The sequence below is a fragment of the Geodermatophilus maliterrae genome (assembly GCF_041018925.1).
Classification (GTDB): domain Bacteria; phylum Actinomycetota; class Actinomycetes; order Mycobacteriales; family Geodermatophilaceae; genus Geodermatophilus; species Geodermatophilus maliterrae.
On the sequence record NZ_JBFNXQ010000059.1, the window covers coordinates 17946 to 33442 of the forward strand.

The 15497-nt window shown below is 74.8% G+C and carries 16 protein-coding genes; all 16 read left to right on the forward strand.

The window, feature by feature from the left end; all coding sequences use genetic code 11:
* Positions 1 to 3 precede the first annotated feature (3 nt).
* Positions 4 to 2064: a threonine--tRNA ligase gene (gene thrS / locus ABQ292_RS17190; protein WP_369208593.1), complete on the forward strand. Its 2061-nt coding sequence runs from the start codon at positions 4 to 6 to the stop codon at positions 2062 to 2064.
* Positions 2061 to 2633 carry an HIT family protein gene (locus ABQ292_RS17195; protein ID WP_369208595.1) on the forward strand — a complete coding sequence of 191 codons (573 nt, stop codon included), beginning with the start codon at positions 2061 to 2063 and terminating at the stop codon, positions 2631 to 2633. Before thrS ends, ABQ292_RS17195 begins: the two co-directional genes overlap by 4 nt.
* Before the next feature lies 1 nt (position 2634).
* On the forward strand, positions 2635 to 3270 hold the full coding sequence (gene pgsA / locus ABQ292_RS17200) for a phosphatidylinositol phosphate synthase (RefSeq protein WP_369208597.1): 636 nt from the start codon (positions 2635 to 2637) through the stop codon (positions 3268 to 3270).
* On the forward strand, positions 3267 to 4202 hold the full coding sequence (locus ABQ292_RS17205; protein ID WP_369208599.1) for a phosphatidylinositol mannoside acyltransferase: 936 nt from the start codon (positions 3267 to 3269) through the stop codon (positions 4200 to 4202). Before pgsA ends, ABQ292_RS17205 begins: the two co-directional genes overlap by 4 nt.
* Complete coding sequence (locus ABQ292_RS17210; protein WP_369208601.1) at positions 4202 to 5407, forward strand: glycosyltransferase family 4 protein; 1206 nt, start codon at positions 4202 to 4204, stop codon at positions 5405 to 5407. The genes ABQ292_RS17205 and ABQ292_RS17210 overlap by 1 nt, the downstream gene beginning before the upstream one ends.
* Before the next feature lie 10 nt (positions 5408 to 5417).
* Positions 5418 to 5951: a LemA family protein gene (locus ABQ292_RS17215; RefSeq protein ID WP_369208603.1), complete on the forward strand. Its 534-nt coding sequence runs from the start codon at positions 5418 to 5420 to the stop codon at positions 5949 to 5951.
* A 62-nt stretch (positions 5952 to 6013) separates the two neighbouring features.
* Positions 6014 to 6937: a pyridoxal 5'-phosphate synthase lyase subunit PdxS gene (gene pdxS, locus ABQ292_RS17220; protein ID WP_369208605.1), complete on the forward strand. Its 924-nt coding sequence runs from the start codon at positions 6014 to 6016 to the stop codon at positions 6935 to 6937.
* 7 nt (positions 6938 to 6944) lie between these two features.
* On the forward strand, positions 6945 to 8081 hold the full coding sequence (locus tag ABQ292_RS17225) for a heparan-alpha-glucosaminide N-acetyltransferase domain-containing protein (RefSeq protein WP_369208607.1): 1137 nt from the start codon (positions 6945 to 6947) through the stop codon (positions 8079 to 8081).
* 10 nt (positions 8082 to 8091) lie between these two features.
* Positions 8092 to 8784 (forward strand): pyridoxal 5'-phosphate synthase glutaminase subunit PdxT, encoded by a 693-nt coding sequence (gene pdxT / locus ABQ292_RS17230; RefSeq protein WP_369208609.1) that lies wholly within the window; start codon positions 8092 to 8094, stop codon positions 8782 to 8784.
* Complete coding sequence (locus tag ABQ292_RS17235; RefSeq protein WP_369208611.1) at positions 8781 to 9533, forward strand: YebC/PmpR family DNA-binding transcriptional regulator; 753 nt, start codon at positions 8781 to 8783, stop codon at positions 9531 to 9533. Before pdxT ends, ABQ292_RS17235 begins: the two co-directional genes overlap by 4 nt.
* A 173-nt stretch (positions 9534 to 9706) precedes the next feature.
* Positions 9707 to 10273: a crossover junction endodeoxyribonuclease RuvC gene (gene ruvC, locus ABQ292_RS17240; protein WP_369208613.1), complete on the forward strand. Its 567-nt coding sequence runs from the start codon at positions 9707 to 9709 to the stop codon at positions 10271 to 10273.
* Positions 10270 to 10914: a Holliday junction branch migration protein RuvA gene (gene ruvA / locus ABQ292_RS17245; RefSeq protein WP_369208615.1), complete on the forward strand. Its 645-nt coding sequence runs from the start codon at positions 10270 to 10272 to the stop codon at positions 10912 to 10914. The genes ruvC and ruvA overlap by 4 nt, the downstream gene beginning before the upstream one ends.
* Positions 10911 to 12035 (forward strand): Holliday junction branch migration DNA helicase RuvB, encoded by a 1125-nt coding sequence (ruvB, locus tag ABQ292_RS17250; RefSeq protein ID WP_438940602.1) that lies wholly within the window; start codon positions 10911 to 10913, stop codon positions 12033 to 12035. The genes ruvA and ruvB overlap by 4 nt, the downstream gene beginning before the upstream one ends.
* A gap of 174 nt (positions 12036 to 12209) precedes the next feature.
* Positions 12210 to 12563 carry a preprotein translocase subunit YajC gene (locus ABQ292_RS17255; protein WP_369208617.1) on the forward strand — a complete coding sequence of 118 codons (354 nt, stop codon included), beginning with the start codon at positions 12210 to 12212 and terminating at the stop codon, positions 12561 to 12563.
* A gap of 11 nt (positions 12564 to 12574) precedes the next feature.
* Entirely contained in the window at positions 12575 to 14341 is a 1767-nt protein-coding gene (secD, locus tag ABQ292_RS17260) for a protein translocase subunit SecD (protein WP_369208619.1), read from the forward strand.
* Positions 14338 to 15497 (forward strand): protein translocase subunit SecF (gene secF / locus ABQ292_RS17265; RefSeq protein ID WP_369208621.1); only part of this gene is annotated, 1160 nt, incomplete at its 3' end. The genes secD and secF, both read left to right, overlap by 4 nt.

Here is a 15497-nt window from a genome sequence, read left to right on the forward strand (position 1 = left end):
CCCGTGTCCGCCGCGCCCACCCCCGCCGCCGCCGCCCCGATCCGGGTGCCGGCCGGGACGACGGCCGAGCAGGCACTCAAGGGCGCCGGGGTCGCGCTCAAGGGCCCCGACGGCGCCGTCGTCGTCCGTGACCTGGCCACCGGCGACCTGCGCGACCTGGCCTGGGCGCCGGAGGCCGACGCCGACGTCGAGCCGGTGCCGGCCGCCAGCCCGGAGGGCCGCGCGGTCATCCGGCACTCGACCGCGCACGTGCTCGCCCAGGCCGTGCAGGACCTTTTCCCGGGCACCCGCCTGGGCATCGGCCCGCCGGTCGAGAACGGCTTCTACTACGACTTCGACCCCGAGCGGCCCTTCACCCCCGACGACCTGCAGGCGCTGGAGAAGCGCATGCAGCAGATCGTGCGGGCCGGGCAGCGGTTCGCCCGCCGCGAGATCGACGACGACGCCGCCCGCGCCGAGCTGGCGCACGAGCCGTACAAGCTCGAGCTCATCGGCCTCAAGGGCGGTGCCGGCGAGGCGGCGGAGGGCGCCGACGTCGAGGTCGGCGGCGCGCAGCTGACCATGTACGACAACCTCGACGCCCGCACCGGCGACCGGGTGTGGACCGACCTGTGCCGCGGCCCGCACGTGGCGCGCACCAGCACCATCCCGGCGTTCAGCCTGACCCGGTCGGCGGCGGCCTACTGGCGGGGCAGCGAGAAGAACCCGCAGCTGCAGCGCGTGTACGGCACCGCGTGGGAGAGCCGCGAGGCGCACAAGGCGTACCTGGAGCAGGTGGCCGAGGCCGAGCGCCGCGACCACCGGCGGCTCGGCGCGGAGCTGGACCTGTTCAGCTTCCCCGACGAGATCGGCTCGGGCCTGGCGGTCTTCCACCCCAAGGGCGGGATCGTCCGCCGCGAGCTGGAGAGCTACAGCCGGCAGCGGCACGAGGAGGGCGGCTACTCCTTCGTCAACACCCCGCACATCTCCAAGGCCAACCTGTTCCAGACCTCGGGTCACCTCCAGTGGTACGCCGACGGCATGTACCCGCCCATGCAGCTGGACGAGGAGCGCGACGCCGAGGGCACCGTCCGGCGGCAGGGGCAGGACTACTACCTCAAGCCGATGAACTGCCCGATGCACAACCTGGTGTTCCGGTCCCGCGGGCGGTCCTACCGGGAACTGCCGCTGCGGCTGTTCGAGTTCGGCACCGTCTACCGGTACGAGAAGTCCGGCGTCGTCCACGGCCTCACCCGGGCCCGCGGCTTCACCCAGGACGACGCGCACATCTACTGCACCCCCGAGCAGATGGTCGGTGAGCTGCGCGGCCTGCTCGACTTCGTGCTGGGCCTGCTCGCCGACTACGGCCTGTCCGACTTCCACCTGGAGCTGTCCACGCGCGACCCGGAGAAGTCCGTCGGCACCGACGAGAGCTGGGAGGTCGCGACCGAGGCGCTGCGCCAGGCCGCCCTGGACTCCGGCCTCGAGCTGGTGCCCGACCCGGGCGGCGCGGCGTTCTACGGCCCGAAGATCTCGGTGCAGGCCCGCGACGCCATCGGCCGCAGCTGGCAGATGTCCACCATCCAGGTCGACTTCAATCAGCCCGAGCGCTTCGGCCTGGAGTACACCGCCGCCGACGGGTCCCGGCAGCAGCCGGTGATGCTGCACCGGGCGCTGTTCGGCTCGATGGAGCGCTTCTTCGCCGTCCTCACCGAGCACTACGCCGGCGCGTTCCCGGCGTGGCTGGCGCCGGTGCAGGTCGTCGGCATCCCGGTCACCGACGACCAGGTGCCCTACCTGCGCGACGTCGCGCTGCGGCTGCAGGAGCGCGGTGTCCGGGTCGAGGTCGACGACTCCGACGACCGCATGCAGAAGAAGATCCGCAACGCCAGCAAGCAGAAGACCCCCTTCGTGCTCATCGCCGGGGCCACCGACGCCGAGGCCGGTGCGGTGTCCTTCCGCTACCGCGACGGCAGCCAGCGCAACGGCGTGCCGGTGGACCAGGCCGTCGCGGCCGTCGCCGCCTGGGTGGGCGCCCGCCACAACGCCGACCCCACCGCCGAGACGCCGCTGGGGAGCGCGTGACCACCGGCCCGGACGGGTTCTCCGTCCCGGTCTCCAGCGACGACGGCGGCCCGGCCACCGTCTTCGAGCACCTGTGGACGCCGTACCGGATGGCCTACATCCGCGGCTCGGGCAAGCCCACCGGTGAGCACGACTGCCCGTTCTGCCTCATCCCGTCCATGCCGGACGAGGAGGGGCTGGTCGTCGCCCGGGGCGAGACGGTCTTCGCCGTCCTGAACCTCTACCCGTACAACGCCGGACACCTCATGGTGGTCCCGTACCGGCACGTGCCCGACTACACCGACCTCACCGACGCCGAGGTCGCCGAGCTGGGCGCGTTCACGCAGACGGCGATGCGGGTGGTGCGACAGGTGACCGGCGCGCACGGCTTCAACATCGGGATGAACCAGGGCGCGGTGGCCGGTGCCGGCATCGCCGACCACCTGCACCAGCACGCGGTGCCGCGCTGGGGCGGTGACACCAACTTCATGCCGGTCCTCGGGCTGACCCGGGTCCTGCCGCAGGTCCTGGCCGAGACGCGGGCGCTGCTGGCCAAGAACTGGCCGGCGTCCCCGGCACGGGAGGACTGACGTGCTGGGGCAGGAAGCCCGCGCCGCCGTCGGCCGCTTCTGGGCGCCGGTGGTGGCGCAACTGGCCCGGGCCGGGGTGACCCCGGACATGGTCACGGTCACCGGCACGCTCGGCGCGATGGCCGGCGCGGTGCTGCTCATCGCGCACGGCTCGCTGTTCTGGGGCGCGTTCACCGTGACGCTGTTCGTGTTCCTCGACATGCTCGACGGCGCCCTGGCCCGGGCCCGCGGCGGCGGTTCCGCGTTCGGCGCCGTCCTCGACTCCACCTGCGACCGGGCCGTCGACGCCGCCGTCTTCGGGGCGCTGGTGTGGTGGTACACCGGCAGCGGCGGGAACCGGCTGCTCGCCCTGCTCGCCCTGCTCGGCCTCGTCCTCGGCGTGCTGACCAGCTACATCAAGGCCCGCGCCGAGGGGGTCGGCATCCCCTGCGACGTCGGGCTGGTCGAGCGCACCGAGCGGCTCATCCTGGTGCTCACCGGCACCGGCCTCACCGGCCTGGGCCTGCCCCACGCCGTCGACGTCGGCCTGTGGCTGCTGGTCGCCGGCGGTGCGGTGACCGTCGCGCAGCGGGTGGTCGCCGTGCACCGCGGCGCCCGCGGCGAGGCGGCGCCGGCGGCGTCGACGCCGGCGCGGTGAGCGGTGTGCGCGCCCGCGCGGCCGACCGGCTCACCGACCTCGGCTACGCGGCGGGCTGGCAGGCCGTGCAGCGGCTGCCGGAACCGGTGGCCCGCGCCGCGTTCGACGCCGGCGGACGGTGGGCGGCCGGGCGCGACGGGCGCCGCGTGCGCCAGCTGCGGGCCAACCTGCGGGTGGCCACCGGGGGGCGGCTGAGCGAGGACGAGCTCGCCGACCTCACGGTCCGGGCGGTGCGCTCCTACGCCCGGTACTGGCAGGAGGCCTTCCGCCTGCCGCGGCTGCCCGGCGAGCGGATCGTGGCCGACACCGTCAGCTCCGGCGTCGAGCACTTCGAGAAGGCCCGGGCCGACGGCCGCGGCGTCGTCGTCGCCCTGCCGCACAGCGGGAACTGGGACGCCGCCGGGGTGTGGCTGGTCGAGTGGCTGGGCGGGCCGTTCACCACCGTCGCCGAGCGGCTGCGGCCCGAGTCGCTCTACCGGCGGTTCCTCGACTACCGCGCGTCCCTCGGCATCGAGGTGCTGCCGCTGACCGGGGGAGCGCGGCCCAGCTCCGCCGTGCTGCGCGAGTGGCTGGCCGGCGGCGGCTTCACCTGCCTGCTCGTCGACCGCGACCTGGGGTCCGGTGGGGTCCCCGTGGACCTCTTCTCGCGGCGGGCCACGATGCCCGGCGGCCCCGCGCTGCTGGCCGCCCAGACCGGCGCCGCGCTGCACCCGGCCGTCTGCCGCTTCACCGACCGCGGCTGGGAGTTCGCCGTCCGGCCCGAGGTGCCGGTCGACGGGCCGGGGAGGTTGCGCGACCGGGTCGCCGCCGGGATGCAGGGCGTCGCCGACGCCTTCACCGAGGACCTCGCCGTCCGCCCCGAGGACTGGCACGTGCTGGGCCGGATCTGGGCCGACGTGCCGCCGGACCCGCCGGCGAGGGAGCGCGGCTGATGCGGATCGGCCTGGTCTGCCCCTACCAGTGGGACGTCCCCGGCGGGGTCCAGTACCACGTGCGCGACCTCGCCGTGACGTTGCGCGGCCTGGGCCACCACGTCGAGGTGCTCACCCCCGCCGAGCACGAGGAGTCCCTCCCCGAGGAGCACGCGACCTGGGCCGGGCGCGCCGTCCCCGTCCCGTACAACGGCTCGATGGCCAGCCTGCAGCTGGGGCCGGTCAGCGCCAGCCGCGTGCGCCGCTGGCTGCGGGAGGGCCACTTCGACGTCGTCCACGTGCACGAGCCGGCGACGCCCTCGGTCTCCCTGGTCGTCTGCATGATCGCCACCGGCCCGGTCGTGGCGACCCACCACGCCGCCACGATCCGCTCCAAGTGGCTGGCCGCCGTCGGCCCGCTCATCCGCCCGTGGCTGGAGAAGATCTCCGGTCGCATCGCGGTGTCGGACTTCGCCCGCCGGGTGCAGGTCGAGCACCTCGGCGGCGACGCGGTGATCATCCCCAACGGCGTGCACGTCGCGGCCTTCGCGGAGGGGCCCTCGCTGCCCGGTCACGCCCGCGGCGTCGGCGGGCCGACCATCGGCTTCCTCGGCCGCTACGACGAGCCGCGCAAGGGCCTGCCGGTGCTGCTGGAGGCCATGCGCAGCGTCGTCCGCCAGCACCCCGGGGCGCGGCTGCTGATCGCCGGCCGGGGTGATCCCGACGCGGTCCGGGAGCTGCTCGACGAGGACCTCGCCCCGCACGTGTCGCTGCTCGGGGAGCTCACCGAGGGGGAGAAGGGTGCCTTCCTGCGGTCGGTCGACCTGTACTGCGCGCCCAACCTGCTGGGTGAGTCCTTCGGGATCGTCCTCATCGAGGCGATGGCCGCCGGCGCCCCGATCGTGGCCAGCGACCTCGACGCCTTCGCCCGGGTGCTCGAGGACGGCGCGGCGGGCGTGCTGGTCCGCCGCGGCGACAGCGCCGCGCTGGCCCGGGCACTGTCCGACCTGCTCACCGACCCCGACCGCCGGGCCCGCCTGGCGGCGACCGGCCGGGAGGTGGCGGCCGGCTACGACTGGCAGGTGGTGGCCCGCCGGGTGCTCGCCGTCTACGAGACCGTCGTCCTGCCCGGCGCCGGTGGGGTCACGGCCGCCGACGACGAGGAGCTGGCCGCCGTGACCGATGACGGGGCGTGGCCGTCCCCGCTGTGGAGGGTCCGCCGCTAGCGTGGGTCGAGTGACGCCCGAGGCCTGGATGCTGCTCCTCGCGGGCGTCGTCCTCCTGCTGGCCTGGACGGCGTGGACGCTGACCCGCCTGCGTCGCCTCGAGGGACGCATGGCCCGGGCGTGGACGGTGCTCGACACCCGGCTGCAGCAGCGTGCCGCGCTCGCCGCCGACCTGGCCTCCGAGCACTCCGCCGTCCTGGGTGAGGACCGCACCACCCGCCTCAAGACCGCCGCCTACCAGGCCCGCGAGCTCCCGGCCGGCGACCGCGAGCTGGCCGAGAACGCCCTCGGCCGGGAGCTGCGTGCCCTGCCGGCCGACCTGCCCGGCGTGCCGCCGGCGCTGCTGGCCGGGCTCGCCGAGGTCGAGGACCGCATCGCCCTGGCCCGCCGCTTCTACAACGACGCCGTCCGCGACACCCACCTGCTGCGCGAGCGGCGGCTGCCCCGGCTGCTCCGGCTGCACGCCGACCAGCCGCTGCCGCGCTTCTTCGACGTCGAGGACGGCCTGGACGCCGTGACCAGCGGCACCTCGGCCCTGCGCTGACCCGCCCTACGATGGGCGGGCCGTGAGCCGCGTCCGGCCCGGCCGTACCCCTGGAGCAGCCCGTGTCCTCGCACGCCGACGTCCCCGCCGTCCCGTCCGCCTCGCCGGCCACCGGCACCGACCGCGTCAAGCGCGGCCTGGCCGAGCAGCTCAAGGGCGGCGTGATCATGGACGTCGTCACGCCCGAGCAGGCGCGGATCGCCGAGGACGCCGGCGCGGTCGCCGTCATGGCGCTCGAGCGGGTCCCCGCCGACATCCGCGCGCAGGGCGGCATCGCGCGCATGAGCGACCCCGACATGGTCCAGGGGATCATCGACGCGGTGTCCATCCCGGTGATGGCCAAGGCCCGCATCGGCCACTTCGTCGAGGCCCAGGTGCTGCAGACCCTCGGGGTGGACTACATCGACGAGTCCGAGGTGCTCACCCCGGCCGACGAGGCCCACCACATCGCCAAGCGCGACTTCACCGTGCCCTTCGTCTGCGGCGCCACCGACCTGGGCGAGGCACTGCGCCGGATCGCCGAGGGTGCGGCGATGATCCGGTCGAAGGGCGAGGCCGGCACCGGCAACGTCGTGGAGGCCACCCGGCACATGCGCGCGCTGCGCACCGGCATCAAGCGGCTGGCCACCCTCGACGAGACCGAGCTCTTCGCGGCGGCGAAGGAGATCTCGGCGCCGCACGACCTGGTCGTCGAGGTGGCGCGCGCCGGGAAGCTGCCGGTCGTGCTGTTCACCGCCGGCGGCATCGCCACCCCGGCCGACGCCGCGATGATGATGCAGCTGGGTGCCGAGGGCGTCTTCGTCGGCTCGGGCATCTTCAAGTCCGGCGACCCGGCCCGGCGCGCCGCGGCGATCGTGCAGGCCACCACCTTCTCCGACGACCCCGCCGTCGTCACCAAGGTGTCCCGCGGGCTCGGCGAGTCGATGGTCGGGATCAACGTGGCGACGCTGCCGGAGAGCGAGCGGTTCGCCACCCGCGGCTGGTGAGACCCTCGTGACGCCGGCTCGCGGAACGGCGCAGCGGGACGACGTCGAGGGCGCCCTCGCGCCCGCCGGTCCGGGACGGGACAGCGTCCCCGGACGGCGGATCGGCGGTCTCGACGTCGCCCGCGGGCTCGCCGTCCTCGGCATGTTCGGCGCCCACCTGGGCGACACCGGCGACCTCGGCTGGGACCCGGCCACGTGGCGGGCGCTGGCCGACGGCCGCTCGTCGATCCTGTTCGCCACGATGGCCGGGATCTCCATCGCGCTGCTCTCCGGCGGCCGCGACCGCCTCGGTGGGCGCGAGCTCGCCCGGGCCCGCACCCGCGTGCTGGTGCGCGCCGCGTGGGTGTTCGCCATCGGCGGCGTCCTGGAGCTGCTCGGCACCTTCGTGGCGATCATCCTCGGCGTCTACGCGGTGCTCTTCGTCCTCGCGCTGCCGTTCCTGCGCTGGCCGCCCGCGCGGCTGCTGCTCGCCGCGGGCGTCGTCGTCCTGGCTGCCCCACCGCTCACCCTCGCGGTGGGGCAGTACGCCACCGAGCACGACGAGGAGGGCGACGCGTTCGTCTTCCTGCTGGTCACCGGCTACTACCCGGCGGCGGTCTGGCTGGCCTTCGTGCTGGTCGGGCTGGCCGTGGGCCGGCTGGACCTGGGTGCCGCCCGGGTGCGCGCGGGCCTGGTCGCCGCGGGGTCGGCCGCCGCGGTGCTGGGCTACCTCGGCGGCTGGCTGAGCACCCGGGAGCTCGCGCCGGGGGAGCGGCCGGCGGGGATCGAGGCCGGCTTCGGCTCCTCCGGTGAGTGGGACCCGGCGTGGTTCGCCGGCGCGCAGCCGCACAGCAGCACGCCGTTCGAGGTGGTCGGCTCCGGCGGGTTCGCGGTCGCCGTCATCGGGGTGTGCCTGGTGCTCGCCGACCTGCTGCCCCGGCTGACGTACCCGCTGGCCTCGGTGGGCGCCCTGGCGCTGTCGGTCTACACCGCGCAGATCGTCGCCATCCGGGTGGTGGAGGCGGAGTCCTCCGCCGACTGGGGGCAGTGGGTGCGCTTCTCCCTCACCGCCGTGCTGCTGGCCACGGCGTGGCGGCTGCGGCTGGGCCGCGGCCCGCTGGAGCGGCTGCTCACCTGGAGCTCGCAGCGGGTGGCCGGGCCGTGAGGTGCGCACCGTGACTCCTCCTCCCGTGTCCCGCGAGCCCGTCGTCGGTGTGCTGGCACTGCAGGGCGACGTCCGCGAGCACCTCGCCGTGCTGAGCGCTCTCGGTGCCGAGGCGGTGCCCGTCCGGCGTCCTGACGAGCTGGCCGCCGTCGACGGGCTGGTCCTGCCGGGCGGTGAGTCGACGACCATGACCAAGCTCGCCGTCCGCACCGGCCTGCTGGAGCCGCTGCGCGACGCCGTCCGCGGCGGGCTACCGGCGTACGGCACCTGCGCGGGCCTGGTGCTGCTGGCCGACCGGCTGATCGACGCCCCACCGGACCAGCCGACCGTCGGCGGCCTCGACGTCACCGTGCGGCGCAACGCCTTCGGCCGGCAGGCCGACTCCTTCGAGTCGCGGATCGCGCTGGACGGCGTGCCGGGCGGCCCGCTGTCGGCGGTGTTCATCCGCGCGCCGTGGGTCGAGGAGGCCGGGCCGGGGGTGCAGGTCCTCGGGCGGGTCGTGGGCGGATCGGCCGACGGTAGGATCGTCGCGGTGCGCCAGGGCGACGTCGTGGCCACCAGCTTCCACCCCGAGCTGACCGGGGACACCCGGGTCCACGCGCTGTTCGTGGAGATCGTGCGGCACGCGGTCGCGCTCGGCCGGGCGGTGGCAGACCCCAGTGGCGCCGGCGCGGGCGCCCCCGACCTCGGAGGAGAGCAGTGAGCGGCCATTCCAAGTGGGCGACCACGAAGCACAAGAAGGCCGGGATCGACGCCAAGCGCGGCAAGCTCTTCGCCAAGCTCATCAAGAACATCGAGGTCGCCGCCCGCACCGGCGGCGGTGACCCGGCGGGCAACCCCACGCTGTTCGACGCCATCCAGAAGGCGAAGAAGAGCTCGGTGCCCAACGACAACATCGACCGGGCGGTCAAGCGGGGCGCCGGGCTCGAGGCCGGTGGCGTCGACTACCAGACGATCACCTACGAGGGGTACGCGGCCGGCGGCGTCGCCGTCCTCGTCGAGTGCCTGACGGACAACAGGAACCGCTCGGCCATGGAGGTCCGCACCGCCATGACCCGCAACGGCGGGTCGATGGCCGACCCCGGCTCGGTGTCCTACCTCTTCTCCCGCAAGGGCGTCGTCGTCGTCCCGCAGGCCGGCGGCGTCGACGAGGACACCGTGCTCATGGCGGTGCTCGACGCCGGCGCCGAGGAGGTCCGCGACCTCGGCGACACCTTCGAGGTGGTCTGCGAGCCCACCGACCTCGTCGCCGTCCGCACCGCGCTGCAGGACGCCGGCATCGACTACGACTCGGCCGAGGCCGGGTTCGTCCCGAGCGTCACCGTCGAGCTCGACGAGGAGGGCGCCGGGAAGGTGTTCCGCCTCATCGACGCGCTCGAGGACTGCGACGACGTGCAGAACGTCTACGCCAACTACGACGTCTCCGACGAGGTCCTGGAGCGGGTCGGCTGAAGGACCCCGTCCTCCTCACCCCTCGCAGGTTCGCGGCGGGACCCTGCAGGCGGGCCGTTCCCGTACGCCTCCGAGCTCGCGGCGGGGCGCCACGGTGTGTTGAGTACCGGGACGTCGGCGTCGGCCGCTACCGTGGGTCGAACACCAGTTCGGTCTTTCGGAGGCGTCTTCTCATGCGGGTGCTCGGCATCGACCCGGGGCTGACCCGGTGCGGCTGGGGCGTGGTCGACGGCCGCCCCGGCGCCCGCCCGGCCGCCGTCGGGGTGGGGGTCATCCGCAGCTCCGCCGAGCTGGACCTGGAGCTGCGGCTGCTCGAGCTGCACACCCAGGTGACGGCGCTGCTACGCGAGCACCGGCCCGATGTCGTGGCCATCGAGCGGGTGTTCACCCAGAACAACAAGGGCACCGCCACCGGCACCGCGCAGGCGGCCGGGATCGCGGCGCTGGCCGCCGCGCAGGCCGACCGGCCGGTCGCCTGGCACACGCCGAGCGAGGTCAAGGCGGCCATCTCCGGCAACGGCCGCGCGGACAAGGAGCAGGTCACCCTGATGGTCACCCGCGTGCTGGGCCTCCCGGCCGCCCCGAAGCCGGCCGACGCAGCCGACGCCCTGGCGCTGGCGGTCTGCCACGTGTGGCGCGGCCCGGCGCAGGACCGGCTGCGGGTCGCCGCGATCGCCGGTGGCATCGGCGCGCCGGTGCGCTCGACGACGCTGCCGCGGTGGACGGGGATGTCCCGGTGATCGCGAGCGTGAACGGCCGGGTGGCCGCGGTCTCGCCCGACGGCGCGGTGGTCGAGGTCGGCGGGGTCGGCCTGGCCGTGCAGTGCACGCCCGGCACCATCGCCCGCCTCACGGTGGGCCAGGACGCGCGGCTGGCCACCAGCCTCGTCGTCCGCGAGGACTCCCTCACCCTCTACGGCTTCGCCGATGACGACGAGCGCCAGCTCTTCGAGCTGCTGCAGACGGCCAACGGCGTCGGCCCGCGGCTGGCCCAGGCGGTGCTGGCCATCCACCCGCCGCGGGAGGTCCGCCGCGCGGTGTCGATGGCCGACGTCAAGGCGCTCATGCAGGTGCCCGGCATCGGCAAGAAGGGCGCCGAGCGGCTGATCCTCGAGCTGCGCGACCGGCTGGGGACGACGACGTCGGACACCCAGCTCGACGGCCCGGCGGCGGCGCCGGCCGGACTCGGCCCGCTGACGCCGGTGGCGCCCTGGCGTGACCAGCTCTCCTCGGCCCTGGTCGGCCTGGGCTGGAGCACCCGGGAGGCCGACACCGCCGTCACCGCGCTCACGCCGGTGGCCGACGAGCAGCTCGCCACCACCGGCCGGGTCGACGTCGCGATGCTGCTGCGCCAGGCCCTGCACCTGCTGGGCCGCTCGTGAGCACGCCGTTCGACCGGGCGCTGACCGGGGAGGTCGACTCCGGCCTCGGCCAGGAGTTCGGGGTCTCGCCGCAGGCCGGTGACGAGGAGCGGGTGGTCGAGTCGGCGCTGCGGCCGCACTCGCTGCACGACTTCATCGGCCAGCCCAAGGTGGCCCGCCAGCTCGCGCTCGTCCTCGAGGGCGCCAAGCGCCGGGGCCGGCCGCCGGACCACGTGCTGCTGTCGGGTCCGCCCGGGCTCGGCAAGACCAGCCTCGCACTGATCATCGGCTCCGAGCTCGGCACCTCGGTGAAGATCACCAGCGGTCCCGCGATCGAGCGCTCCGGCGACCTCGCCGCGATGCTGTCCAACCTCGGCCCCGGCGACGTGCTGTTCATCGACGAGATCCACCGCATCGCGCGGCCGGCCGAGGAACTGCTCTACATGGCGATGGAGGACTTCCGCGTCGACGTCGTCGTCGGCAAGGGGCCCGGCGCCACCGCCATCCCGCTGGAGATCAACCCCTTCACCCTGGTCGGCGCGACCACCCGGGCCGGGCTGCTCACCGGGCCGCTGCGCGACCGCTTCGGGTTCGTCGGGCAGATGGAGTTCTACGAGCCCGCCGAGCTGCAGCAGGTGCTCGCCCGCAGCGCGGAACTGCTCGGCGTCGAGCTCACCGACGACGGGTCGGCCGAGATCGCCGGCCGCTCCCGCGGCACGCCGCGCATCGCCAACCGGCTGCTGCGGCGGGTGCGCGACTACGCCGAGGTCGAGGCCGACGGCCGGGTGACCCGCGCCGTCGCGCAGGCCGCGCTGGCGCTCTACGACGTCGACGACCTCGGTCTCGACCGGCTCGACCGCGCGGTGCTCGAGGCGCTCGTCGCCCGGTTCAACGGCGGCCCGGTGGGCGTGAGCACGCTCGCGGTCGCGGTGGGGGAGGAGTCGCACACGGTCGAGGAGGTGTGCGAGCCGTTCCTCGTGCGGGCCGGCCTGCTGGCGCGCACGCCGCGCGGGCGGGTGGCCACCGAGGCGGCCTGGCGGCACCTCGGCCGGCCGGTGCCGCGCGGCGGGATCCCCCTCGGCGGAGTCACAGCAGTCCCGCGCGACCCGGGGGCGTCGTCGGAACCGTTGTTCGACGCCTAGACTCGGCGGCGCTGGCGCGCAACTCGACCCTCGCCGGGTCGACCCGGTCCCGGCCGCGCGACCCGTGTGTCGGCGGCCGGTCGCCGTGCGCGCCGTGACCGACGTACCCGAGCGGTCCCGACCCGGGCCGCACCGACCGCGTGCACGCGAGCGCGGTAGAGAGGCACTCCCGTCGTGGAACTGTTCCCCCTGCTCCTGCTGGTGCTGGCGTTCGTGGCGCTGGTGGTCCTGCCGGCGCGGGCCCGCAAGCGCCAGCAGAACCAGACGCAGTCGGCCCTCGCCCTCGGCGTCCCGGTCACGATGGCCGGCGGCGTGTACGCCACGGTCGCCGGTCTCGACGACCCGGCGACCATCCAGGTCGAGATCGCCCCGGGCGTCGTGGTGACCTACGCGCGCCAGGCGGTCGTCCAGGTGCGCCAGCCGGTGGTGACCGGCCCCGTCGTCGACCCGGCAGTCGACCCCGTGGCCGACGAGTGGCCGGCCCGGGACGACCGCCCCGGTGACGGTCCCCCCGGCAAGACCCTCTGACCGGAGAACCCGTGGCCAACCGCGCCCTACCCGCGCGCCGCTACTTCGGCGCGCTGGTCCTGATCATCGCCGTCATGTACGGCCTGATCTTCTTCACCGGCACCGACCGGACGCCGCAGCTGGGCCTGGACCTGCGGGGTGGCACGACCGTCACGCTGACCGCCCGCACCCCCGACGGCCAGGCGCCCGACCCCGAGGACCTCGAGCTGGCCCGCCAGATCATCGAGCAGCGGGTCAACGGCCTCGGCGTGGCCGAGGCCGAGGTGGTCACCGAGGGCGAGTCCAACATCGTCATCTCGGTCCCCGGCGACTCCGGCGAGCAGGCCCGCGAGCTGGGCCAGACGGCGCAGCTGCGCTTCCGGCCGGTGCTCGCCGGCCCCGAGCCGGCGGCCCCGGCCGAGCCCACGGACGCCGCCGAGGCGACCGACGGCGCGACGCCGAGCGACGAGGCGACGGCCGGCGACGCCGCGTCGACCGACACGGCGGCTCCCACCGACGGCGCGGCCCCCACGGACAGCGCGGCCCCCACGGACAGCGCGGCCCCCACGGACAGCGCGACTCCCACGGACAGCGCGGCCCCCACGGACCCGGCGAGCCCCGGCGCGGAGGCCACCACCGGCGACGGCGCGGTCGAGGACCCCTCGATCCCGGACGCCGACGCCCCTGCGGTCACCCAGGAGGAGGCCGCGGCCGCGTACGCGACGCTGACCTGCTCGCCGGAGGAGGTCGCCGGCAGCGTCGACCGCTCGATCGACCACGTGGCGGCCTGCAGCGAGGACGGCGACCTCAAGTACCTGCTCGGCCCGGCCATCCTCGAGGGCACCGACATCGCCGACGCCAGCGCCGGCACCCAGCCGACCACCGGCGAGTGGGTCGTCCTGCTCGACTTCGACTCCAGCGGCCGGGCCACCTGGGCCGAGTACACGGCCACCAACGTCGGCAGCAACGCGGCCTTCACGCTCGACGGCCGGGTCGTCTCCGCGCCGACGATCCAGGGCGCGATCAACGGCCAGACCACGATCACCGGCCAGTTCGACCAGCAGAGCGCGGAGGAGCTGGCCAACCAGCTTCGCTACGGCGCGCTGCCGCTGACCTTCACCCAGGCCACCGCGCAGTCGATCTCCACCGAGCTCGGCGCCGAGCAGCTGCAGGCCGGCCTCATCGCCGGCGCGATCGGCATCGCGCTGGTGTTCCTCTACGCGCTGGTCTACTACCGCCTGCTCGGGCTGGTGATGATCGTCAGCCTGCTGCTGTCGGCGGTCGTGGTCTACGCCAGCCTGGTGCTGCTCGGCCGGGAGATCGGCTTCACGCTCAGCCTGGCCGGCATCGCCGGGTTCATCGTGTCCATCGGCATCACCGCCGACTCGTTCGTCGTCTACTTCGAGCGGCTCAAGGACGAGATCCGCGAGGGCCGCACCCTGCGGTCGGCGGTGCCGCGCGCCTGGGTGCGCGCCCGCCGCACGATCCTCTCGGCCGACGCGGTGAGCTTCCTGGCCGCGGCGATCCTCTACTGGCTGGCGATCGGCGACGTCAAGGGTTTCGCGTTCACCCTGGGCCTGTCCACGGTGCTCGACCTGGTCGTCGTCTTCCTCTTCACCCACCCGCTCATGGCCGTGCTGGCCCGCTTCCGGACCTTCGGCACGAGCCGGTTCTCCGGACTCGGCCGGGTCGACCGGACACTGTGGGCCACCGGCCCGCGGACCCCCGCCGAGCGGGAGCTCGTCGGGGCCGGCAGCGGCCGTGGCACCCGTGGACCGCAGGACAGGAGCCGGGCATGAGCCGCGAGCAGGACACCGGGACCGACGCCGAGCTGCCCGTGGGCACCGAGGCCGACGAGGCCCGGGCCGCCGGTGCCGCCGGCTCGGCGGCCGACGACGCCGCCGCGGCCGCGGCCGGCCAGGTCTCCGGAGACGTGGCGCTGGCCGACGCCGGCCTGCCCGCCGAGGGCGGCGCGGCCCCCGCCGGCGGGTCGCACCGCCGGGCGTCCCTGGCGCACCGGCTCTACAACGGCGAGGCGGGCCTGGACGTCGTCGGCCGCAGCCGGCTGATCTACAAGGTCACCGCCGTGCTGCTGCTGGTCTGCATCGCGTCGATGGTGTTCCGCGGGTTCAACTTCGGCATCGACTTCGCCGGCGGCAACAGCTTCCGGCTGCCGGGCACCAGCGCCGAGCTCGAGCAGGTGCGCGACGCGGCCACCGACGCGGGGGCCGACGTCGCCTCGGCCCAGGTGGTCGGCGGCAACTCCCTGCTGCTGCGCACCGGCGCGCTGGACAACGACGCGGAGCGAGCGGTCGTCGACGCCGTCGCCGACGCCGCGGGCATCGCCCCCGAGGACGTCAGCCCCGAGGCGGTGAGCGCCGAGTGGGGGCAGGACATCACCGACCAGGCGCTGCTGGCGCTCGCGGTCTTCCTCGTCGCCGTCATCGCGTTCCTGGCCATCCGGTTCCAGCCCAAGATGGCGATCGGCGCGATCGCCGCGCTGCTGCACGACCTGGTGGTGACCGCCGGCGTGTACTCGCTGGTCGGCTTCGAGGTCACGCCGTCGACGGTCATCGGCCTGCTGACCATCCTCGGCTTCTCGCTGTACGACACCGTCGTCGTCTTCGACAAGGTCGACGAGAACACCCGCGGCCTGGCCGCCGGCGCGCGCATGACCTGGGGCGAGGCGGCCAACCTCGCGGTCAACCAGACGCTCATGCGCTCGATCAACACCTCGGTGATCGCGCTGCTGCCGGTGGCCGGGCTGCTGTTCGTCGGTGCCGGACTGCTCGGCGTGGGCACGCTCAAGGACCTCGCGCTGGTGCTCTTCGTCGGCCTGGCCGCCGGCGCCTACTCGTCGATCTTCCTGGCCACGCCGATCGTCGCCGACCTCAAGGAGCGCGAGCCGGAGGTCCAGGCGCTGCGCCGGCGGGTACTGGCCCGCCGCTCGGCGGC